16 protein-coding genes are annotated in these 24110 nt (G+C 28.8%); 9 read left to right on the forward strand and 7 right to left on the reverse strand.

All coding sequences use genetic code 11. From position 1 onward, the window contains the following. Positions 1-83 precede the first annotated feature (83 nt). From MEVAN_RS00440 to MEVAN_RS08755, 3 genes are read left to right on the forward strand one after another with little or no spacing between them, the layout of a single operon-like run. Positions 84-3134 (forward strand): ATP-dependent helicase, encoded by a 3051-nt coding sequence (locus MEVAN_RS00440; protein WP_011971903.1) that lies wholly within the window; start codon positions 84-86, stop codon positions 3132-3134. 31 nt (positions 3135-3165) lie between these two features. After that, positions 3166-3387, forward strand: a complete 222-nt coding sequence (locus MEVAN_RS00445) for a hypothetical protein (RefSeq protein ID WP_011971904.1) — start codon at positions 3166-3168, stop codon at positions 3385-3387. Between the two features lie 53 nt (positions 3388-3440). Next, positions 3441-8309, forward strand: coding sequence for a DUF4011 domain-containing protein (locus MEVAN_RS08755; RefSeq protein WP_011971905.1), 4869 nt, complete (start codon positions 3441-3443; stop codon positions 8307-8309). 100 nt (positions 8310-8409) lie between these two features. Here MEVAN_RS08755 and MEVAN_RS00455 read toward each other — a convergent pair whose 3' ends face one another. The 4 genes from MEVAN_RS00455 to MEVAN_RS00470 all read right to left on the reverse strand — a co-directional run bounded on the left by MEVAN_RS00455 (position 8410) and on the right by MEVAN_RS00470 (position 12499). After that, positions 8410-9009: a recombinase family protein gene (locus tag MEVAN_RS00455; protein ID WP_011971906.1), complete on the reverse strand. Its 600-nt coding sequence runs from the start codon at positions 9007-9009 to the stop codon at positions 8410-8412. A gap of 349 nt (positions 9010-9358) precedes the next feature. Beyond that, positions 9359-10567, reverse strand: coding sequence for a tetratricopeptide repeat protein (locus MEVAN_RS00460; RefSeq protein WP_048059104.1), 1209 nt, complete (start codon positions 10565-10567; stop codon positions 9359-9361). A 497-nt stretch (positions 10568-11064) separates the two neighbouring features. After that, positions 11065-11439, reverse strand: coding sequence for a hypothetical protein (locus tag MEVAN_RS00465; protein ID WP_048059105.1), 375 nt, complete (start codon positions 11437-11439; stop codon positions 11065-11067). Between the two features lie 262 nt (positions 11440-11701). Further along, positions 11702-12499, reverse strand: coding sequence for a transglutaminase-like domain-containing protein (locus tag MEVAN_RS00470; protein ID WP_011971908.1), 798 nt, complete (start codon positions 12497-12499; stop codon positions 11702-11704). A gap of 17 nt (positions 12500-12516) precedes the next feature. Between MEVAN_RS00470 and MEVAN_RS00475 the strand changes: the two genes are divergently transcribed. From MEVAN_RS00475 to MEVAN_RS00490, 4 genes are all read left to right on the forward strand, one after another. Next, entirely contained in the window at positions 12517-15702 is a 3186-nt protein-coding gene (locus MEVAN_RS00475; RefSeq protein WP_011971909.1) for a DnaJ domain-containing protein, read from the forward strand. Next, the gene (locus tag MEVAN_RS00480; protein WP_011971910.1) at positions 15696-16592 is read left to right on the forward strand and encodes a hypothetical protein; all 897 of its coding nucleotides are present in this window, start codon (positions 15696-15698) and stop codon (positions 16590-16592) included. The genes MEVAN_RS00475 and MEVAN_RS00480 overlap by 7 nt, the downstream gene beginning before the upstream one ends. Positions 16593-16611: 19 nt before the next feature. Continuing rightward, positions 16612-18333, forward strand: coding sequence for an Hsp70 family protein (locus MEVAN_RS00485; protein ID WP_011971911.1), 1722 nt, complete (start codon positions 16612-16614; stop codon positions 18331-18333). A gap of 96 nt (positions 18334-18429) precedes the next feature. After that, entirely contained in the window at positions 18430-18858 is a 429-nt protein-coding gene (locus MEVAN_RS00490) for a hypothetical protein (protein ID WP_011971912.1), read from the forward strand. 706 nt (positions 18859-19564) lie between these two features. Here the strand turns inward: MEVAN_RS00490 and MEVAN_RS00500 are convergent. Continuing rightward, positions 19565-20854: a Fic family protein gene (locus tag MEVAN_RS00500; protein WP_011971913.1), complete on the reverse strand. Its 1290-nt coding sequence runs from the start codon at positions 20852-20854 to the stop codon at positions 19565-19567. A gap of 260 nt (positions 20855-21114) precedes the next feature. On the opposite strand from MEVAN_RS00500, the gene MEVAN_RS00505 reads away from it, so the two are divergent. Together MEVAN_RS00505 and MEVAN_RS08860 are read left to right on the forward strand one after the other, a co-directional pair. Beyond that, complete coding sequence (locus tag MEVAN_RS00505; protein ID WP_011971914.1) at positions 21115-22386, forward strand: ATP-binding protein; 1272 nt, start codon at positions 21115-21117, stop codon at positions 22384-22386. A gap of 451 nt (positions 22387-22837) precedes the next feature. Then, positions 22838-22993 (forward strand): DUF2683 family protein, encoded by a 156-nt coding sequence (locus MEVAN_RS08860; protein ID WP_011971915.1) that lies wholly within the window; start codon positions 22838-22840, stop codon positions 22991-22993. Between the two features lie 347 nt (positions 22994-23340). Here the strand turns inward: MEVAN_RS08860 and MEVAN_RS00510 are convergent, their stop codons facing one another. Together MEVAN_RS00510 and MEVAN_RS00515 are read right to left on the reverse strand one after the other, a co-directional pair. Next, the gene (locus tag MEVAN_RS00510) at positions 23341-23742 is read right to left on the reverse strand and encodes a DUF2283 domain-containing protein (RefSeq protein ID WP_011971916.1); all 402 of its coding nucleotides are present in this window, start codon (positions 23740-23742) and stop codon (positions 23341-23343) included. Next, positions 23735-24031, reverse strand: coding sequence for a hypothetical protein (locus MEVAN_RS00515; protein ID WP_011971917.1), 297 nt, complete (start codon positions 24029-24031; stop codon positions 23735-23737). The genes MEVAN_RS00510 and MEVAN_RS00515 overlap by 8 nt, the downstream gene beginning before the upstream one ends. Positions 24032-24110: the final 79 nt, after the last annotated feature.

A 24110-nucleotide genomic window follows, 5' to 3' on the forward strand; every position in this document is an offset into this window, starting at 1 on the left:
TGAGAAAAATATATAAATTAGGTACACAATATAAAAATATGTTAAAAAAATTACTATAAATTGGGGTAACAAAGAGGGGAATCTTGAAAAAAAATCCAAACGAATCGCAAAAAAATGCTATTGAATACTTAAAAGGACCATTGTTAATTTTAGCAGGACCTGGATCTGGAAAAACATTTACAATTACTGAAAAAGTGGCCCATTTAACAAAAAATATGGAAAAGAAAAAAATTTTAGCACTTACATTCTCAGAAAAAGCTGCAAAAGAAATGCTCGATAGAATTGAAAGTGAACTTGGAAAAAACAATGAAATCACAGTTTCGACATTTCACTCGTTTTGTAATGAGTTAATAAAAGAATTTGCACTTGATATTGGAATTAGTAAAAATCCAAAATTAATTTCAAAGGAACATGCTTGTGTTTTTGGTGTTAAAAATATTGATTCGTTTGGATTTGAAACAATTAAAGTCTCTGGAAAACCATATGATTTAATATCAAGTTTAATTGAAGGAATTTCTCAATTTTATGACTTTTTAATTTCTCCTGAAGAATTAAAAAATTATGTCTTAGGAGAATTAGAAAAAACTGATGATCCGGAATTAATTTTAGAATTAGATAAACTTCATGATCTCTCTAAATTTTACATGGCGTATGAAGAATACAAAAGAAAAAACGACCTTATCGATTACGATGATATGGTTGCAATTGCATGTAAATTACTTAAAAGTAACCCGGTTATTCAAAAACAGCTTCAAAACAGATTCGATTATATTTTAGTCGATGAATTTCAAGATACGAACTATTCTCAGCTTTACTTAATAAATATGCTTACTAAAAATGGCATGTTAACGTGTGTAGCAGATGATGATCAGTGCATCTACCAATTCAGAGGTGCATATCTAACAAACATCAATCAACTTGAAGAATATTATCCAGATTTGAAAAAAATCCCACTTGAAATAAATTATAGATCTACTGAAAATATTGTGAATTTATCCCAAGAACTTATAAAAAATAACGAAAAACGAGAAAAAAAGACAGTTAAATCGAATAAAAGTTCAGAAGAAAAGGTAAATGTAGTTTCAATGCCTGATGATTACAGCGAAGCTGAATGGGTTTCTAATGAAGTTCAAAACTTAATTAAAAAGGGATTAACTCCAAAAGATATCTTCATATTAACCAGAAAAACTGCGGATGGAAAAAAATTTAGCGATTCGTTAAAAAACAGGTTAATTCCAAGCGAATATATTGGAAATTACCGATTACAAGATTTTCCAGTAATTAAAGATACTTTATCATACATCTCCGCTATATCCGATCCATTTAATTCAGGAATAGATTTTAAAAAGATATTTACCAGAGAAGGACTTTTTGAACACGACATTCAAAAAATAAATAAAAAAGCAAAGGAATTAACATATTCTAACCCGGAAATTTCCGGAGATGGGATATTTTACGTTTTGGAAAAAAATCTATCTGAATTAAATTTAGAGAATTTAGAAATTGCAAAATCAATTTTTGAAAACATTAATGAACTTTTAATTTACAAGAAAAACCATCTTCCATCAGACACATTAAAACATTTGTTAATTGAAAAAACGGACATATACAAGTTAGAAATTCATCAAAATACGCTAAATTCAAGAAAAAATATCGAATTATTAAATTCATTAATTTCACTTGTCGAAGAATTTGAAAGTGTTAGAAAAACAGAATTTGAAGAAATTTCTGAATACCTCAACATTTTATCCGACTTTGAAGTAGAACCGGAAGACTTTTTAGAAAACGATACTGTTAAAATTATGACGATCCACCAGTCAAAAGGAAAAGAAGCAAAAGCAGTGTTTGTTTGTGACGTTTCAGAAAGACATCTTCCTTTGCAATATCGAAAAAAAGAATTTACGGTTCCATTGGATTTACAAAAAGGCATTAAAAAAGATAATTTTGATGAAAAGAAACTCTATTTAGAAGAAGAATTAAGGTTACTTTATGTGGCAATGACTAGAGCAAAAGATAAACTTTATTTAACGTATCCTAAAATCTTTTCAGGAAACAAAAAGGAATCAAAACCAAGTTTGTTTTTAGATGGCATTTCGTATTTACAAAATGATAAGGTAAATTTCTTTGAAACTGAAAAATTTGAAAAACCTGTAATGTCTGTAGAATCCCCGATAAATAAAAAAATTTCAGAATATGAAAGGTTAGTCATCAAATATTCAGTTCAAAAACAGTATAAAAAAGCAATAGAATCAATCATCACCCTTGTAAAAATAAATGAACTCGAAAAATCCGGAAACTTATCAAATTTCGACTTAAATGACTTTTTAAAAATAGATATTCCGGATATTTCAGAATTATCGGAGTTATTAACTGTAAAATTACCACCGCTTGTAGATAAATCTATGAAATTTTCCGCATCAAAAATTAAGCAGTACATTGGATGTCCGCTAAATTTCAAGTATAATTACGTATTGAATATTCCAACTCCAAAGAAAGCACATTTAACTGTTGGAACAGACGTTCACAAAATATTTGAAGATTTGGGGATCTTAAAAAATAAGGGTGAAGCCATTGATTTAGAACTTGCAAAATCAATGCTTTCTGAAAATTTAAAGGAATTTTCATTTAATTCAAAAACGGAATTCGAAGAAGAGTACTCAAAATCATTGAAAATGATTGAATACTGGTTTGATTTTGAAAGTAAAAATAAAAACAAAATATTGGCTACTGAAGAAAAATTCAATCTTGACTTAGGGGGATTTACATTTACAGGAATAATTGATAGGATTGACGTAACGCCTGATGGGGAATATATTATACTCGACTATAAAACCGGAAAAAAATCAAGCGTACTTACTAAACCAAAAATGGCAGAAGATGTACAAATGGCACTCTATGCCATGGCAGTTTTTGAAAAATATGGGAAATATCCTGTAAAAATGGGACAACTCTATGTAAACCCCGATGTTTCAAAAGATGTAATCATTGACGTAAATCCTGCAAATATCGAAAATATCAAAGAAAATGTTATTTCAAATGTTAATAAAATAATGGATGAAGATTTTACAGTAATTAACACGCCTAAAATGTGTTATTTCTGTGATTATAAAGATATTTGTGAATATTTAGAATAAAAAAGATTTTTTAGTTTTTTTGAGGGATTTTATGAAAATAGGAATAAGAAAACCAAGTTTGAAAAAAAGAATTGCTGCAAAAACAAGTATTAAACGACAAATTGCCCATAGAGTCGGTGTTAAAATGCCAAAAGGTCTTGGAATTATTAGAAATCCTGAAAAATACGTATATAATAAGATTTACAATAAAATTTCTTTTGATATTTTTAAATTGATTAGTTCAATTTTTAAATCATTTAGAAAATCCAAATAATAGATATCAAACGATTTAGATGATAAATATGATTATTCGAGGAGGGTTTATTGATGGAAAATAGTTCAAGTATCGATGGTAGTTTAGAAGGGTTAAAAAATAGTTCAAATAGCAATATTGAAAATTTAATAACTACTTGGAAAAATAACCTTATTGATACTACAAAACGAAATAAACTTACAAATTTTAGATTTAAAGATACAAACGCCCTTGAAATACGTTTTGGAATATCCAAAGATTCAAAAAGATATTTTGAGGATATTTCCGAATTATACCTTCAAAGCATTTCCGGAAAATCTATTTCTACAGAATTATTGAATACAAACTTTGAAGATTTTGAAAAATGTCAGAAATTACTCTATAAATTAAATTTAAAATCAAAAACGGAACTAAAGGAAAAGGGCACAAATATTCTTTATTTAACATTTGGACTTTTAGAATGGTACGAAAGCGACGATTCGGACTTAAAACTATATTCTCCGCTTATAATGGTCCCAATATCACTATCCCGAAATTCAAAATATGATCCAATGACACTTAAACGGTTTGAAGATGATGTAGTAATTAATCCGTCATTATCCTATAAATTAAAAATGGATTTTGGAATAGATATTTCTGAAGACATAAATATCGAAGAAATAAACATTTTAGATTATTTTACCGCACTTAAAGAAAAAATTTCCAAATTTAACCGCTGGAAAATTTTTGATAAATCATACATAAGCCTATTTTCGTTCAATAAACTTGTAATGTTAAAAGATTTAAACGATCTCGATTTAAAAATTAAAGAAAGTCCCATAATAAGGGCAATATCTGGAGAATCCCCTGAACTAACGCCCTCTGGAACCTACATACCTGGGGCAGAAGAATTAGATAGTCTTATAGCACCTGCTGATTCTTACCAGGTACTTGATGCAGACTCAAGCCAGCAGGAAGCAATAGTTGCAGCAAAATTGGGTGCAAGTTTTGTTCTTCAAGGTCCCCCGGGAACTGGAAAAAGCCAGACTATTACAAATATAATTTCAGAATGCCTCGTTGATGGTAAAAAAATATTATTTGTAAGTGAAAAGATGGCTGCACTTGATGTGGTCAAAAAAAGGCTTGATGAAGCAGGTCTCGGCCAATTTTGTTTGGAACTTCACAGCTACAAGATGAATAAAAAAGAATTAATAAATAATCTCTATCAAACGTATGAAGAATACGAATCCGGAAAGATTTCAAAAGAATCTTTTGATTATACTAAATTAAAGTACGATAGAAATATTTTAAACGCCTATGTGAAAAGTTTGCACAAAATACATTATCCGTTGGGAAAAAGTGCATACCAATTACATGGGGAATTGGCAAAACTATCCGAAATTCCAGAAGTGTGTTTCGATTTAAAAAATACCATAAATTACACTGAAAAAGATTTGGATACACTCAAATATACGTTAGAACAGTTAGATGCACGTAAAGAAAAAATAATAGAATTTGATGAAAGTTTTTGGAAATACCTAAAAGTAATGGATTACCGACTTTCGTTAAAATCAGAAATAGAATCAAATTTTTTAGAAATGTCACAGACTTTAGAAGACATAAATTTAAAATTAAAAGAAATATCGGAAGAATGGGGTCTTGAAAAAGAACTTAAAATTTCAGATTTTGAATGGTTATATAAATTTTTAAATATCTCGCTATCTAATCCAGTCCCCATTCAATCGTGGCTTAATCCGGGTAACGTCCAACCCCTAATCGATATTTCAAAAAATTTTAAACAGAAATTTAGCGAGTACAATATCCAAAAAAGCCAGCTATCTTGCAAAATAAATAACAAAGCGTTTGAAATAAATGCTTCAGAACTTAAAACGCCACTCGATAAGAATTTTCATATTATCTCGGAAATCCTGTATTCAAATAACTGTAATTGGTTAAGTTACCAAATTATGAATAAAGAATGTAAAAAAATACTTGAAAACTTAGTGAAGACCTCCGAAAATTTGAAAAATAATTCAGAAAAATTAATTTCAAAACTTGGTTTTTCAAACGAGCTACTAAACATCTCAGATCTCGAAAAAATAAAAGAAATCACGTGCGTAATTTCAAAAAATGGGAAACTTCCAAAAAATACGATATTAAATGCAACAAATCTAAAAATAGACTATTTAAAAGATTTTGAAGTATTTGAAAAATATTTTGAAAATAGAGCGAATATCTTAAAAAATTACGAAGAAAGAATTTTCGATTTAAATGTCGAGGAACTTATAACTAAATTTAAAACCGAATATAATTCCATTTTTAAATATTTAAAGTCGAAATACCGCAAAGATAAAAAATTAGTGTTAGAACTTCGAAAAGATTTGAAATCACTAAATGATTCAGAAATACTCTCCGATTTATACAAAATTAACGATATAATCAAAGTGGAAACGTTAATTTCTAAAAAAGAAGAAGAATTTATTAAAAATTACGGGAATTTGTATTCGGGAGTTACTACGGACTGGAAATTTATCGGAACCATGCTTGAAGAACTTTCAAATATTGAATTAAACCTTGGAGTGAAAATTCCGTCAAAAGCGGTTGATTCGATAATAAATACTGAAGAATATGCAGAAATTGAAAAAATATTATCGGATATCGATTATTCAATTAAAAATCTCGAATCTGATGTATATTCGCTTAAAAAGTTAGCAAATATTGAATTAAACTTTGATTTAAAAAAATTTAACATATTTAACATGAACCAGCAGTTAAACGGGATAAATTCTGCAATTTCGTCAGTAAATGAAATTTTCAACCTGTTGAAAAAAGATGACTTTTTAGAAATGACATATAGGGATTTAAAAAATACGCTATCAAATATTGAACTCTTTCAAAATTTAGAAAATACATTAAATTCTGAAAGAACACGGCTTTCAGAGAATTTTGGGAGATATTATGCCCATGAAAGTACCAATTGGGATGTAATTTACGATGCACTAATTTGGGTAAACTCTTTAAACGATTTATTTAAGGATTCGGAAATACCGAATAAATACGTTGAATACATTGTTAAAGACCATAAAAATCTAAATTCAATTATGGGCTCAATATTGAATCTTATAAATCAGTACAATTCTAAAAAAGCATATCTTGAAGAGATATTCGATGTGAAAAATTTAGAACTCAATGGTAAGGAATTTAGTGAAAATTCTATATCAAACGTAAGTTCATGGATGAAAACTGTTTCTTATGAGTCTTTTAACCTCGAAGAAAACATATCTCTTAAAAAAACGATATCTGATGCCAAATACCTTGGATTTAGTGATATAATTCACGTTATAAAACATAAAAATTACGGTGATTATTCATTAAAAGATATGTATTTAAAAAGATTTTATACGCTAAGGCTTGAAAATATTTATTTATCGGATACCATACTCAACAGCTTTAAAAAAGAAGATTATGAAAAAATTTTAAAAGAATTTAGAAATCTTGATAAAGACCAGTTTAAAAGTAATATTACTCGAATTCAGAATAAATTATTGGCTAAAGGTCGGGAAAAAATTTATTCGCTGGATTTAGAATTAACTACCTTGAAAAAAGAATACAACAAACAAAAAAAGCATCTTTCAATAAGGGCCCTACTTTCAAAGATACCTAATTTAACATGGGCCATGAAACCATGCTTCTTAATGAGTCCAATGTCTGTCAGCACGTATTTAGAATCACAAAATTTTGATTTTGATCTTGTAATTTTTGATGAAGCGTCACAGATACTACCTGAAGACGCAATAGGGTCCATAGTACGAGGTAAGCAGGTTATTGTTGTTGGAGACAGTAAACAGATGCCGCCAACAAGATTTTTCACGAGCACTTTTGATGATCCTGAATCCGAAGAAGAGTTTGATGAAATTTATGAGAGCATATTAGATCAGTGTTCCGCAGTAATGCCTGAAAAAAGTTTAAAATGGCACTATAGGAGTAGACATGAATCGTTGATTGCATTTTCAAATAAAAACTTTTACAAAAATAAGCTATATACGTTCCCAAGTTCAAATAATTCGTGTAACAACGGATTAAAATTTGTATATGTTGAAGACGGGATTTACGATCGATCATTAAGTAGAACAAATAAAAAAGAAGCTAAAAAAGTAGCCGAACTTACAATAGGCCACTTTAAAAATCATCCCGAAAAATCGCTTGGAATTATTGCATTTAGCGAAGCACAGCAAATGCAGATTATTGATGAATTAGATTATTTAATGGAAGATTATCCAGAATTACGGTATTTAATGGACGAATCAAAAGAAGAATCGTTTTTTATTAAAAATTTAGAAAACGTTCAGGGCCATGAACGAGATGTAATATTTTTCAGTGTAGGCTATGCAAAAGACAATGCTGGAAACCTAAGGTATAATTTTGGGCCGCTAAGCAAACAGGGCGGTGAAAGAAGATTAAATGTTGCGATTACTCGTGCAAAACACCATATAAAGTTAGTATCCTCCATAATGCCTGAAGAAATAGACCTCATGCGTACAAACAGCAGAGGTGCAAAGTTATTGCGGGAATACTTAGAATTTGCTAAATATGGTAAACTTCCCGAAAGTTTAGAATACAATAGTGAGCTTGAATTTGATTCCCCATTTGAAGAAGATGTTTATGATGCAGTTTCTGCTTTAGGGTACGATGTACACACCCAAGTCGGATGTTCCGGTTATAAAATTGATTTAGCCGTAATTGACCCAAATAACCCTGGAAGATACATAATGGGAATAGAATGCGATGGTGCAAGTTACCATTCATCACATTCTGCAAGAGATCGTGACAGGTTAAGGCAGCAAGTTTTAGAAGGTCTCGGTTGGAAAATTTATAGAATATGGTCTCAGGACTGGTTTAAAAGAAAGAACTTTGAATTAGAAAAAATAAATCGGCAACTAAAAGACATACGTGGTATTCAATAAATTGCAGGATATTTCAAAAGGGCATAAGTTGGCTAAAATTCGCAAATAAACTGCTGATCCATTTATTTCTTATTAAATTTTTTAAATACGTAAACATTATTCAAATTATTTTTTCAATAATTTTTCTGCAGTCTTCATCTTGTTTTAAATATTTATACAAAGTTCTTCTAGAAATTCCACACGTTTTTAAGATTTCATTAATTGAATATTCTTTACTTTTCCACATTCGAACTGCAATGTCAACGTTTTTTGGATCAGCAGGTTTTCTTCCACCTTTTCTACCACGTGCTCTTGCAGCTTTTAGTCCCGACTTTACTCGTTCTGAAATAATATCTCTTTCAAATTGAGAAATTCCTGCAAAAAAAGTAAATAATAATTTACCATGTGCTGAAGAGGTATCCAACCATGATTCCTTCAATGATTTTATTGAAACACCTTTTTCTTCAAGCATTTCAACTACATTGAGTAAATCCTTAGTCGACCTTGAAAGTCTCGTTAATTCGGTGATTATTATTAAATCTCCTGATCGAACCTGATCAAGCATTCTCAAAAATTCTGGCCGTTCTATTTTTGTCCCGGATATTTTTTCGTAAAATATTTTTTGACAGCCTGCTGCTTTTAATTCATCTAGTTGACGATCCACATTTTGATCTTGAGTGCTAACCCTGGCATAACCAAATATCATTTCATTTCCCGGCATAAATATCCCCTAAATTGAGTATACTTTAGTTATAGCCGTAATCAGATATAAACATTAATAAGTAAACCAGAAAGTATACTAAAAATCCAAAGAATAATATGCAAAACTAAGTTCAAAAATAGATTTAAAAATAGTTTACAAAACGGGTGTTTTGTATACTTAAAAAAACATAATTTGAAAGTAATAAGGTTGAATTTTGAAAATAGGGCATTAAGTCCATTTAATTATAACCAAGAAACTCTTTTCTTTTAGTTTCGTCAGTTATGTTACTGTGTTTTATTGAACCATTTGCAGATTTAACTCTTGTAAAAAGATAAAATATAATTAACTACCAAATGAAGTATTATAATTAATTAAGAACTTCCTCTAGGGCTTTTTTATTATATCTAGCAATTTGGTTATTTGGATCGAGTTCTAATGCTTTTTCATGGCACCTTAATGCCTCTTTTGCCTTTAAAATGCCGATTTGGGCATCCATTATATTATTCCAAGGGTCAGCACAATAAGCACCAACAAGAGCAACGCCTTTACCATTCCATGCATTTGAATGGTAAGGGTTTAGTTTCAATGCATTATCGAAACAAACTAGTGCTTTTTTATATTCTTTACGTTCATTGTAGGAATTGCCTTTATTAACTAATGCAGCGTAACTATTTGGGTATAATTCCAATTCTTTGTCACAGCATTCTATTGCAGTTCGATATTTTCTACCATAAAAGCACGTCATCTGAATACCCCTCATTGCTCCCTGACTGGTTGGATCGAGTTCTAATGCTTTTTCAAAGTAATAAAGTGCTTTTTGGTAATCATTCAGGTCATAAAAAACCCATCCTGCATTTTTTAAATCTATATCCTCATTAGGATCGAGTTCTAATGCTTTTTCAAAACATTTGAGGGATTCATTGTATTCTTTTAAATCATCATGTAGAATTACCCCCTTTTTGGACCACATGATCGAATTATTGGGCTCTAAAGTTATTGCATTGTCAATATATTCAATTTTTTTGCTGGGGGATGATTCATTATTGGCTAAATCTTCCCATTGTAGTGCAGTTTTTCCATCTATTTTCGGATACTTGTCAGGGTTTTGAATCTCATCAAACCTTGTTTCAACTATCGAAATCATAAATTTTGCAGATTTGTAATTAGGGTCTATTTTTAACGCAGTATTATAACAGTCAAGGGAATCATTATATTGTTTTAAACGGTAGTAATAATTACCCTTGATAAACCAATATTCCACATTTTTTGGATCTGCTTTTAAAGCATTTTCATAACATATTATGGCTTCATTATATCGTCCGAGTTTTGCATATGCACTACCACGATCTGACCAAACTTTAGGTTTCATTACATTGTTTAATTTTACGTTTAACTCGAAAGCGTTATAATAACAACGTATTTTTGATTCAGGTCTTTCTGTGTTCAAACCTAAACCACACCAATCTTGTGCAGTTTTTCCATCTATCGTCTTAAAACCGCCAATGTTAAATGAATATGCTACTGAATAGGACATCAAAATTAGTAAAAGCAATGCAAAAATTTTTCCAATTTTCAATTGAAACACCTTTTTATTAAATATACTGTTTTTAATTTTTAAGTTAGTATACGTATTTATTTAAAATTAAAGGATTACTGATAAATTGATAATTACCTTAAATATCCCAACTTAAATATTAAATTTTCGAAAACGTTTTGAAACCGGGCTATCTTCATTATTAATTTTCAGAAATTAATTTAAAAAAGTATATATATCGCCAATTAACAGAAAAGAAAATACGACAGACATTGCGATTATAGGGGAGGTTCAAATATGGGTGAAGATCGATCAATGCTATATGTGGGATTATTGGTTATTTCAAGTATTATGCTTTTAATTAACTTTATAAAACTCAATCTTTTTTTTAGCATAATAAATATTGCTACGATTATACTTTGTTTATTTGCCCTATCATATACCTCATAAATTAAAGATATTCTGGTACAGATACCCTCAATTTGATATATTTTCCATCCTGCCAATACCAAATAATACTTTTTGAAAAGTAGAAATATTTAATATTTCTCAATACTGCACATTAGTTGCCAACGATCGCCCAATGGGGTATCGAGGCTTCTTGTATCTGTTCTGAATGATTCACCAGGATGTACTATGTTTTTGTGAGGCCAAGTTTTATCAATTATAATATTGTTGTTATCGTAGATTTTACACCAAATTTTCACAATTATTGGTATACTATCCATATTGTGGATAATACATTCAACAGAATTTCTTGAATTCTTTTTATAATCAAGTTTTACATTGTATTCATCAAATGGTCGCCATTCTGTATAGTCATTACAAATGTCATAACCTTTATCCTGTAGGCGCCCTATCCAATATTTTAAAACAAATATAAGAATAATCAAACAAACTATGAACATTAACATTTTTTTAACTCCTCACTGCCATATTACGCCTGCCATATATGTTTAAATTTAATAATCGATAAATATATACAATTTACGGTTTAATTGCAACATTTAAGTTTTTAATCTGATAACCCATATTGGGGTGTCATTGGAGATTTAAACAAAAATTCTAAATATGAATTCTGGACAATTATAATTATTTAAAAAGATATGAAAAGAATAGGGCCCTACTGATAAATCATTTTTATCATAGGATTATAACGTTTTTCGAAAATAAGAACTAATTAAATATAAAATAAACCTTAAGAAAGTTTCCAATCTTCACCAGTTTCAAAATATATTTTCCAGGATGTTTATTATGGCTTATTGAATCGCATATATAAGATATAATATTATTATGAATGGATACATCATAATATATCAAAAAATTCCGTTCATCAATGTTTTTAAGGTTTTCAGTACATGCTGGTTCCCATCCTTTTTTTCTTAAGTATATGTGCAAATGTCTCTCGATAATATTAATTGGAATCTTTGAGTCTGAAGATCTTATAGATGTTAACTCTTTTGTACACCCTATTTTTTTTATAGAATAGTCTTGATTAAAGTTTTGAATGAGGTAATATCCGATATCTTCAATAATATTGCCATTAATAGTCAAACCTGAAATATAATCTTCGAAACTAATTAATGGCAATTTATTATCAAGAACTAAGAAATTATTATCATATTTTAATACGATTACACTATGTTCCGTTTTTTTGAATCTGCTTTTTATCGTACATAAATAAAAGTTATCATAACCAAAATTTAATAAAATGGCCATAATAAGTATAGAATAATCTAAACAAATTCCTTTTTTTAGTATTATTGTTTCAAAAGGGGTTTGAAGGTTTTGTGAATTTTTAACAACTATTGAATTGGATTTTTCAATATCGTATGAAATATTATGTTCTAACCATTCTAAAACGTTCCAAAAAGTTTTAATATGTGAATTAGAATATAAATCCCCAATAAAACATTTTATTTTTGCAATTTCAGCATAATTAATTTTTGAACAAATATATTCATCTAATTTCATAATATCCCGGTGATTACTTGATCAATTTATCAAAGTTATTCTATAAATTACTTGGCAGGCCTAAAAAGTATGCCATAAGGGGAAATGAATTATTTAATAATTCTGAATATAACGAAGCACTAAATTTTTACAAAAAAGCGCTAGAAATAGAAAAAAATGAAGAATTATTGGAAAAAATAAATTCTATTAAAACAATAGGTCAAATATATGCCTTAATAAAAGAATTAGAAAAATCTAAAGATTATTCTATGATTATTTCAAACTGCAATGAAATTTTAAAAATTAATCCTCACGATCAGAAAATACAATCATTAAAGAAAAAATGTGAAAAAACAGAGTCGGAAATTTTAAAACTATTAAATGATGGAAAAGAACTTTTTAAACATGGAGAATATTCTGTCTCAAAAGAATGTTTCAAAAAAATATTTGAAATTATTCCAAAATATGATGAAGCCAACAAATTTTTAAGTGATTTAGAAACTATTGTTTCGATGCACGATCAAATTAAATTGGATTTTAAAAATTCAGAATATGGTTCCATTCAATTAAAATCCGAAAAAATTTTCTCATTAAATCCTGAGGATAACTTAACAAAAGACGTTATTAAAAAAACAGAACAAATATTGGAATTATTACAAAAAATCAAAAATTTAATCGAAATTAATTCCGAAGATTCGAGCTATGAATTGTATGAAGAACTAATTAACATTTGCAATGAAGTAATAACTTTAAATCCAAACGATAAGTTTGTTTCTGAAAATTTAATAACTTTTAAAAAAGAATGTCTTGAAATATTAAAAATGGATTATCACGAGTTAGTTCAGTCGTTTGAATATAATTTAGCATTTGAAAAATTAAAAAAAGCAAAATCACTAGGATACCATTCCCAAGAAGTAAATTTGGAATTTGAAAAAATTACAAAAATAATAAATTTGATTCGATCAGCTTCTGAATTTTTCGAAAAAAAAGAATTTAATGCTGCATTATTATCTTATGAAAAACTTAATAGGGTAGTTCCTAATGATTCGAAGTTTCTTGATAAAATAAATGAAATAAAAAATTATTTAGAACATATTTCAAAATTAAAACACGAAGCAGATTTATTATTATCTAAAAAAGAATATTCAAATGCTTTTGAAATTTATTTTGAATTAAAGAACTTAAATCCAAAAGATAATGAAATAAATCAGACTTACTCTCGATTAAATGAATATTTCTCACAACTTTCAAAAGGGGACCATGAATTAACTTATGAACATTATGAAAATGCGTTAGAAAATTATAAAAAAGCCCATTCTCTCTTCGAAAGTTCTGATCTGACAGTTAAAATTCAAAATGTTGAAAAAGAATTATTTAATAAATATTTATTGAATGGTGATCGAGCTTTTGAAAAAGGAAACTATGAATTGGCAATTGAGTGGTATTCTAAATCTAAAGAACTGATTAAAAATGAATATATTAATCAAAAAATTATTGAAGCTACTAATGAATTGTTTAATAAACACTGCACGTTTGCAGAAAGGGCATATGACTGTAAAGATTACCAAAATGCAATTACTTCGTATAAAAATGCATACAATTTAAAAAAATCCGAAAAAATTGCTAAAAAGATTGATGAAATAACCAAAATAATGAATGCGTCAAAATCTGCTGAAGAAAGTTATAAAAATGGAAACTATGAAAAAGCACTTCAAAATTACCATATTATTAAACAACTAAACTCCGAATTATGTACTGGCGAGATTGAAAAGATTGAAAAAATAAGATCTTATTTAATAAAAGGGGACTCCCAATATTCTCAAAAAAATTATTTTGAATCATTGCCATATTATAAAAAAGTTTTATCAATAAACCCATTAGATAAAAACGTCGAATCAAAAATCAAAACCATTGAAAAGATTTCAGAACTTTTAAAAAGAGGAAATTTGGAATTTGAATCTAAAAATTACGATTTAGCCTCTAAATTCTATAAAGAATATATTTCTTACGTTTCTGATCCAGAAGTATTGGATAGATTACATCTCATTTCGATTACGAATGAATCAAATTATTATAAAATATTGGGTTTAAACGAATCTTCCTCAAAAGGCGTAATAAAAAAGGCGTATGTTACCCTTTCAAGAAAATACGTCCCTGCAAAATATCCGGATATTCAGGTAAAAATAAGAAAAGCGTATGATACGCTTTCAAATGACGTTTCTCGAGAAGAATACGATATCATTTTAAAATATGGTACAGTAATTGAAGAAAATATTAAATCAGCTAAAAACAGCATAGAGTCTCAAAGATATTCTGATGCTAAAAAAGCATTAACAAAAATACTTGCGGTACATCCGAAGCATTTTGAAGCGTTGGATTTAATTATGGTCTGTGCCCTGAATCTCAGGGAATACGATGAATTACTTAAATATGCATCTAAATTTAAAGAGCGGGGGGACTATGAAAGTTTAATTCGAGCAGGACGTTGTTATAGGATATATTCGAAAGAAATTAATTCCAATTATGGAATTAATGCTGAAGACTGTTTAAAAGATGCAATTAATATTAAAGATAACCCCCATGAAGCATATTCTGAACTTTTAGACTATTATATTGGTGTATCTTCTTTCCAAAAAGCCAAAAATTGTATTGAAGATATTATTAAACTAAAAAAAGGAATTGAACATTTAACTCCAGATATCGTTACCCAAATGGTGGTTATTGGTGTACTTGGGCACGAATGGTACTCTGCAAAAGAATTTATCAACAGATGGTCAAAAACCCAAAATGAGAGTAACAAAAAAGTTCTTTCTGATAGTATTATTGAGCATGCTAAGGCACTGGCTGATGCACGGGCACACGGAATAGCTGCAGATTGTCTTGAACTTGCATATTCTTTAGATTCTGACAAACATGGCCTTAAAGAAATATGCTCTAATTTTAGAACAATTGATAATGCATATTCTGAACTTAATCTATTACAAAATGATAACGGAATACTCCAAGAATTAAGAATAATAATGGGCGTTCTTTTGGGGAACAGTACTGGCGAACAAATTAATAATGCAGATACGATAATCCGAAACTGTTTAAACAGTTTGGATCATATTAATCGGAATTATATTTCTGATTCAATATATCGAATAGAAAACAGATACCCAAACATTTCTAAAATAAACATTGATTTTTTAAATGAACTAAAAAAGGTGGTTAGAGGATGGTAATTGGAGATATGGAGTATATGGTAGAAATTAGTGCTTTAATATTTAAATATTTAATAATGTTTTTAATAAGTGTTTATATTTTAAACATTTCAAGCCATTTTATTAAATTAAGATTTTTTGGAAGTAAATTAAATGAACAAATCAAACTTTTAAATGAAGGTTCTGAAAAAATCGAGAACTTAAATGAACAGTACCTGGAAAATATAAAAATTATTGATAAAAAACTGGATTTTGTTAACGAATTTAAAGAGAATATAGATGGTGGTTTAAAAAGAATTAAAAACCTAATGGATAACTTTCAAAACGATGTAAAAGACGATTTTGAAGAGGGTATTTCTAATTTAAATAACTCTGTTGATGAATTAAACAAAATATCTGAAACAGAGGATGAATTGCGAAAAGAAATTCAGAAAAATAAAAATGAATTAAATAAACTGGAAAAATCAATCGTTGAATTTTTAAAATCAAAATATGCAGTATTGGATTTAGATTCGACCGATAAAGCTATAAATAATACAAATAGAGAAATTAACCAGTTTATTAAAATACTGCGTACCAATGGCGTTAAATTTGAAGTAATAATGCCTAACAAAGGGGATGAATTTGATAATATAAATCATACTGCAGTGGGGGAAAAAGAATGTAAGGATGTAGAGAATGGGAAAATAATAAGCTGTGAAACTATCGGGTATATTTATGGCGAATTTATTGAGAAATCCCGAGTAATCTTATGCAAAAATGAAATTCAAAAACAGAATAATTCAGAAGAAAGTCTTAATGATGATTCAAAAAATTCTGAACAAAAAGATGAGAAAATTCAAACATCTAATGAAAATAATGAATTAGGGGAAAATTTAGAAAAGATAATCAACGAAGAAACAAATCTCTAAAACTCAAGGGGTGTTATAAATGAGTAATCCAATTATTGGAATTGATTTAGGAACTTCTACTTCAGAAATTTTTGTATTTAAAGATGGAAAGCAAATGCCTATAAACGATCCGGAAAGTGATAGTTCGGTAGTTCCCTCAATTATTGCAATGCAAAACAGTGAGATAATTGTTGGAAGTCAGGCTAAAGGACTTTTAAATTCGCTTCACGAGTTAAAAAGAAAAAGGGGAACTGGCGAAAAAATACGGTTTGAAAATCAAGAATTTTTTGCAGAAGAACTCGAAGCGCATATTTTAAAAAAATTAGTTAAGAATGCTGAAGATTACCTTGGGGAAAAAATATCTGATGTAGTAGTAACTGTACCTGCAAATTTTGCAGAACCTGCGAGAAAAGCCACATATAATATTGGAAAACTTGCCGGTTTGAATGTATTGGGGCTGATTAACGAACCAACTGCTGCAGCACTTGCTTTTGGAATAAGAAATTTATCCTCAAATGAAAATATTGCGGTTTTTGATTTTGGGGGAGGAACATTGGATATTTCTGTTCTGGAAATGATGGGCGGATTTTTAGATGTTAAAATAAGTAGCGGAAATCCAAAACTAGGTGGAAAGGATATTGATGAATTAATAGTTGAATACTTAAAAAAGAAGTTTTTATCCGGAAATCCGAATTCAAACATCTTAAATAATCAACAGAATTTACTTAATTTAAAGCTGAAAGCGGAAGAATTAAAAAAGAAATTATCAATGGTAACAAGTTCTGACGTTTACATTCCAAATTTTGGTGGTGCAGGCAAAGATTTAGAATTGACTATTACTCGAAATGAATTTAACAATGCCATAAAACCAGTACTTGATGAAATAAGAGTTTGTATTCGAGATGCATTAAAAAAGGCAAATGATAAAGGCGTTACTCAAAAAGATATATCCCGGGTATTACTTGTAGGGGGATCTTCACGAATTCCAGTAATTCAGGAAGTGGTAATGCAAGAATTTGGAACCGCATTGGATAAAAGTATCTCTCCAGATCTTGCAGTTGGAATTGGGGCTTGTATTCAAAGTGCAATATTAAACGGAGCGATTAATCCCGATGAATTAATGATAATGGATGTTTCACCATTTTCATTAGGGGTTGAATGTTTGGGGATAAGAAACGGAGTTATCATACCTACCGAGTATTCCAGCTTAATGCCAATCAATTCGCCAATGCCTTATTCTGTTACAAATACATATAGTTTACTTCACGAAGAGCAGAACGCTGTAGTTATTAAACTATTTCAGGATCCTACAGGAATTGCAACCGTAACTGATGATGAAGGGGTAATTTATACTGGGATTGAAGGAATTATTGAAAATATTCCTAAATCAGATAATGGAATTCCGCACCCTGTTAAAATAGATTTTTCTTACGATAACAATGGATTAATTACCCTTAAAGCAACAATTCCAACGCTAAACAATAAAGAAATATATATCGAACAAAAAATTACGGAAGGGCTTAATTTACAAGAAAATAATCCGAAAAGTGTTAAAATTCCTATTTCAAATGGTTCCCATGGGGAATACACAATATACGTTGAAAGAGCTGAAAAAATACTGAACTCGAACGAAGGCGATGAATACCAAAGAGATGATTTAGCTAACACACTTGAAAGATTTAAAAAAGCGTGGAATGATTCCGATAATTCAAAAATAATTCGTTATTCAGATCGGTTGATTGAATTACTTGCAGATTTTTAAATTTTAACTTTTTTTAGATTTTTTTAAATTAATACAACCACGATATATGGGGATGATAACATATTACCTCCCGATGTTAGAGATCAAGAAAAAATAATGCGTTATGCCCAGTGGAGACGTCAATCTCAATCTAAACCTACTTCAACAGCAGGTGACGATTCTATCGACTGGGATCTAACCCAAATCTTATTTGCATTATTTTTTATTGCGCTATTGTATCATAACTATGGAGACATACATTTTGGAATATACTGGATTTTGGTAATAATGGCAGGAATTACGATATTGACCAATAAATTTGAGCGATTTTTTAAAGCCATTATAAATTCAGTTTTTGGAATTAATATGGTGGCATTAGCTCTTGCTCTTATCCTATACGGGGGATTGTTTATATTGGGATTGTTTTTGACTTTACTGGGTGCGGAATTCTATCCATTTATAAGTATAATGTCTGCAAAAACTTATGTTTCGATAGTTTTAATCCTTGGAATGACTTCCGCATCTTTAACTACACTTGTAAAATAATACTTTAGTAAATTTATTTGGGGTACTTATTTTACTTTTTATGGCATATTCTTACTAAAAACATATTTAACTTACTTATTTTGTTTATTTTTCGGAACGAAACAACATTTTAAATAATATTTAAAACATCAGGATTGGTGTTCATAAATATTAATCATGAGGTTTAAAATGGGTTATCACAAGTATAAAAATAAAAGCGGGTCATATTATCGGGGTAGATCCAAAAGTGGTAAGTATTACACAGTAAGTAATCAAAATGATGATGGGGGAATGGCAATACTATTTTTGGTTGCGTCAGGATTGAGTATTGGGCTAATCATGACAATATATGAAAATTTTAGTGTATATATGGTTGCGATCCCCATATGTTTTTCTATTATATCAAAATCTGTTGTTAAATATTATTTATCATTTTTTGCGACCATGATTATTGCAAACATACTTTTAATGATTAATATGGGTAATATTTTATGCTATATTCTATGTATTTGGTTGGAATTTAATAGAGAATCCAATAATGTCTAAAACAACGTATATTTATATGCTTCTAAGTCTAAGTTCAATCATCGCATTGTTATTTGGCACTCAAAATTAATTTAATTTTAGACATTGATTCATAACATTTTCTTTTAATTTTTAATCGCAATATACTAAGTTCAAAACACACGGCACCACTATCAAATCCAGATGAAAATTCAATATATCTTTAATTTTTCTTCAAAATATACACAAATTCTTTTCCCGCTTTTTTCTTTTCCAAATATCCTAAATCGACTAAATGGTTTAAATCCGCTCTTCCGGTTGCATATGCGACATTATACGTTTTAACAATTTCTTTAATTGTAATTATGTTTTCAGGAGTTTTTAAAATTTCTTTTAAGATTTCAGCCTGTCTTAAATTAAGATCTTCGGATTTACTTATTAACTTTAAAACTTCTTTCTGTTCAGCCTGTTTTATGCTTAAATAATTCAAGATTTCATCAAGCGATTTACAGATGCATTCCAGGTTGTATTTTATAAAATACGTTAAATCCCCTTTATCGTCTTTATAAAAAGTATCTGATTCTGTTTTTAAATAAGCGTCCCGATACTGCCCCTTTGATCCATTAATTACTCTTGAAATTGCCATGTATTCAAATAACCAGTAATCATTCTTTAAAAGGTACCAGTAAAATAGGGATCGTGCAGTTCTCCCGTTTCCATCATTAAATGGGTGGATATATCCAATTAAAAAGTGGATTATAATTCCTTTTATTATTGGATGGATGAATTTGTCTTTTGAATTTGAAAATTCGCAGAATTCTTCCATCAATTTTTCAACTAACCCATATTCGGGCGGTTGATGAAGAAGTGTTCCATCAGTCGAATAAACTGCAATTTCATTATCTTTTCTAAATTTTCCAACAAATTCGGGATCTTCAAGCGTTCCATCGGTTATAAGTTTATGAATTTTTAATATTTCTTCGACTGAAAATTCTTTGTTTTTTATTGTAAGGATGTATTTCATTGTATTGTAATTATTAAGGATCATTTTTTGATCTTTATTTTTCGGCTTTCGGCCTTTTTTTAGCATTTCCTTAGCTACATTTCTCGTAGTTACTGCCCCTTCAATCTGGCTTGACGCAATTGCTTCTTCCATCAATGAATCTATAATATATCGTTCTTTTTCGCTTGGAATGGATTCGAGTGCAGTTGAAAGGTTTCCAGAGGCTGATTTATCGAGGGTATGTAACTTTTCAATGAATTCATCGATTAAAGAATAATTAAATATCCAGTTTCCAAAATGTATCGATTTTAAATTATTCATTCTAAACATTTTCATGATTGTCCAGATTATAACTGGATCTACTGGAAGTGTTTTATGTTTTAATTCATTAAAATGAAGATACTTTTCATTGTATTTTTGGACAATATCAATTATTTCCCGATTTGGTACGTATTTAAGTGCAATTTCAATGTTTTCGTTTGAATATTTCGGAATTTCTGGAAGTTTCATAAACTATCAACTATCATTTTCTATCAATTCATTACATTTTGATAGATATTGATATTATCACATATATCATTTTCTATCAATTCATTACATTTTGATAGATTATATAAATCAAAGATTTATTAACACAAAAAACTCTGTTTTTTAGTGTATTGATAGTTCAATATCAGCAGTTTCTAAAACATTTAAATACCTTTACCTATAGATAGGTAAATAATTGTATTTTATTTACCTACGTACAGGTAAATATTTGGGTGAGAAATATGGAACTTCGGGATACTATAAAATCAATAATTAAAGAATACGAACAAAAGGACATATCATTAAATGAAAGGAATATATCTCTACCAAAAACAAATAAAGCCCTTTCCGTAGTCGGAATAAGAAGATCTGGAAAAACATCCATACTAATGAAATTATTTAAGAAAACTGAAAATTCAGTATTTTTCCCACTTGATGACGATCGAGTATTTCCCGTAACTATCGATACATTAAGAGAAATAGTGAAAGTTTCAAAAGAAATTTATCCCAATGAAAAAATAACGTTCTTTTTTGACGAAATTCAGGAAATTGAAAACTTTGAACTTGTTATAAAAAGGTTGGTTGAAAAAGAGGATTATAAAGTTTATTTAACGGGGTCTTCATCAAAATTACTTTCAAAAGAAATTGCAACACAGCTTCGAGGGAGAAGCCTAAGTGTTGAAGTATTTCCTTTATCTTTCAAGGAATGCCTCGATTTTAGGAATATAACGTTAACGGATATTTTAACTGAACAAGAACATGCCAATATACTGAATAACTTGGAAAATTACCTAAATTACGGGGGATTTCCGGAAGTCGTTCTTGAAGAAGAAAATCGTGAAGATATTTTGAAAAATTATCTTGATATGGTAATCTATAAGGACATTGTTGAAAGGCATAATGTGAAGAATACCGATTCATTGCGTTTATTTTTAAAATTTTTAATCAATTCAAACACGAAAAAAGTTTCGATTAATAAACTTGCAAATCATTTCGGATCTATGGGGGTTAGTGTAAGTAAAAACACCCTTTATGAATATTTAAGCCATTTAAATGATTCTTACGTTATATTTCCATTAAAAAAATACGCATACAGTTTAAGAGAAAGCAGTTTAAGTTTAATGAAGTCATACGTGATAGATAATGGGTTTATAAATATATATGACTTTAAAAATTCGAGTGATATTGGAAAATACCTTGAAAATGCGGTTTTTATTGAATTGAGAAGAAAAGGTTTAGTTGAAAATCAAGATCTCTTTTACTATGAAGACGATATTGGTGAAGTCGACTTTCTAGTTAAACAGGATGAAAAAGTTTCAAACCTAATAAACGTCTGTTATAACTTAAATTTTGAAAATTACGATAGGGAAATTAAAAAACTTGTTAAAATCGGGAAAAACATTGGATGTAATAAATTGTATCTGATAACTTTTGACCAAGAGCGGGAAATAATTGAAGAAGGCGTTTTAGTTAAAGCCATTCCATTTTGGAAGTTTACTGATTTAGAAATTTAATTCTTTCGTGAAAATTTATTTAATTTTATAAACCAAGAAACTCTTTTCTTTTGGTTTCATCAGTTATGTCAATATGTTCTGAAACATTTGATTTTCTGTTTTTTAATACTGAATTTACAAATTCTTCACTGAATTCTTCATCAGAATTTAAAATTTTATATAATTCTTCAACATTGCTTACCCTAACGCTTTTACCCTCTTTGAGCCTTTTTTCAGCTTCAATACATTCTTCAATGAATGCGGGGCTAAACTGTTCATTTGTTTCATTTCTAAATTATCCATCTTTATTCCCCTTTCGGTTCAAACTTATCAAATGCTTCGTCTGATTAAGTAATATTTTAACTATCCCCTTAAGAAGTAATTTTTCAATATTATTTATTTAATTTAACGATTATAAATTCTATACAATTACTAAAAAGATAAAAATTTAAAACATTTTATAGGACAATTTATGAACAGGCGACTTTCAATGGATAAAAATGCTGAAAATTCAGACGAATATGAAGAAACAGAACCTGAATTAAGACCGGAATTCATTGAAAAAATAGAAAAGATTAAAAAAGGAAAATTTATAAAAATCGAAGATTTTGCTAAACATATGGATTAAAATAAAAAATATACATTTAAATTTTATTAAATAATTAATATCTTGATCCCCCCAATAGTATATCAGGTGAATATCATGGCATCATCATCATTTTTTAGAGAATTTAAGTTAAAAGAAGAAGCTACTGAAATATTTTTAACTGAAATGAATAAAAAAACCAGTTAAGCGAAAACCGACAATGGACATTCAAGGGGAACTCAAAAAAGGTGAAGAAGCATTAGAAAGAATATTATCCCATGTATAACCCTTCTTGATAAATTAAGAATAATCCGGATATCTGTCGTGAAAAATTATTAAATTTATTTTCCCTTAATTTAAAAATATAAAACTCTAAAAATAAAAAAGATTTAAGCAACTGCACTTGTCGCTTGAATGTTAAATGATTCATTTGAGAGTCCGTATTCATTAAGTGTTTTTGCGTTTATTGATTTTTCAAAGTGTTTGTTTCTTTTTAAAACGTCTAAAATTATGTTTATCTGAACAGTTTCCTTATAAACTTCTATAAGTCCGCTAGTTCCAACAATATTACTTAAATCAAATTTATTTAATCCAAAAGTTTCCGAAGCATCAATTATTTCAACGCCAGTAATTAATTTTTCCCCTGTTTTAGTTATTCCCATGTCTAAATAGATGTTATCTACTTCAATTGTGTGGTCGTATTCTGCTTCAATATTTTTTCTTTTAATATACATTGCATCAGCTAGAGGATCATAGTCTAAAGTTACATCCTTACCTTCGAATTTACTCATGTTTTGTCCTCCGTTTAGTTTCTTGGGGAATTGGCGAAATAAAGTAGAATTTGTTAAATCTGTATGAAATAACAAGTATAATGTCTTTTTTTAAATCGTACTCGTAATATAACTTAAATGTATCAGAATTTTGATTAATTATTCCTTTACACTTTTTAGTTTTAAGTATATTATAAAGTTCATCGAATTTAAAATTTCTTTCTTTTAACCTTTGAACAAAGTGATCAGTTAGTTCATAGTTGTTTTCAGAAAGTGTTTTTAAAATTTCTAAAAATTCTTCAATTTCCATTTTTTCACGAATAATTAGTAGTTACATATTAGTTATTAGTTTAACGACTATAAATTCTATACCTACTAAAAAGATAAAA

The sequence above is a fragment of the Methanococcus vannielii SB genome, from assembly GCF_000017165.1.
GTDB lineage: Archaea > AGJL01 > Methanococci > Methanococcales > Methanococcaceae > Methanococcus > Methanococcus vannielii.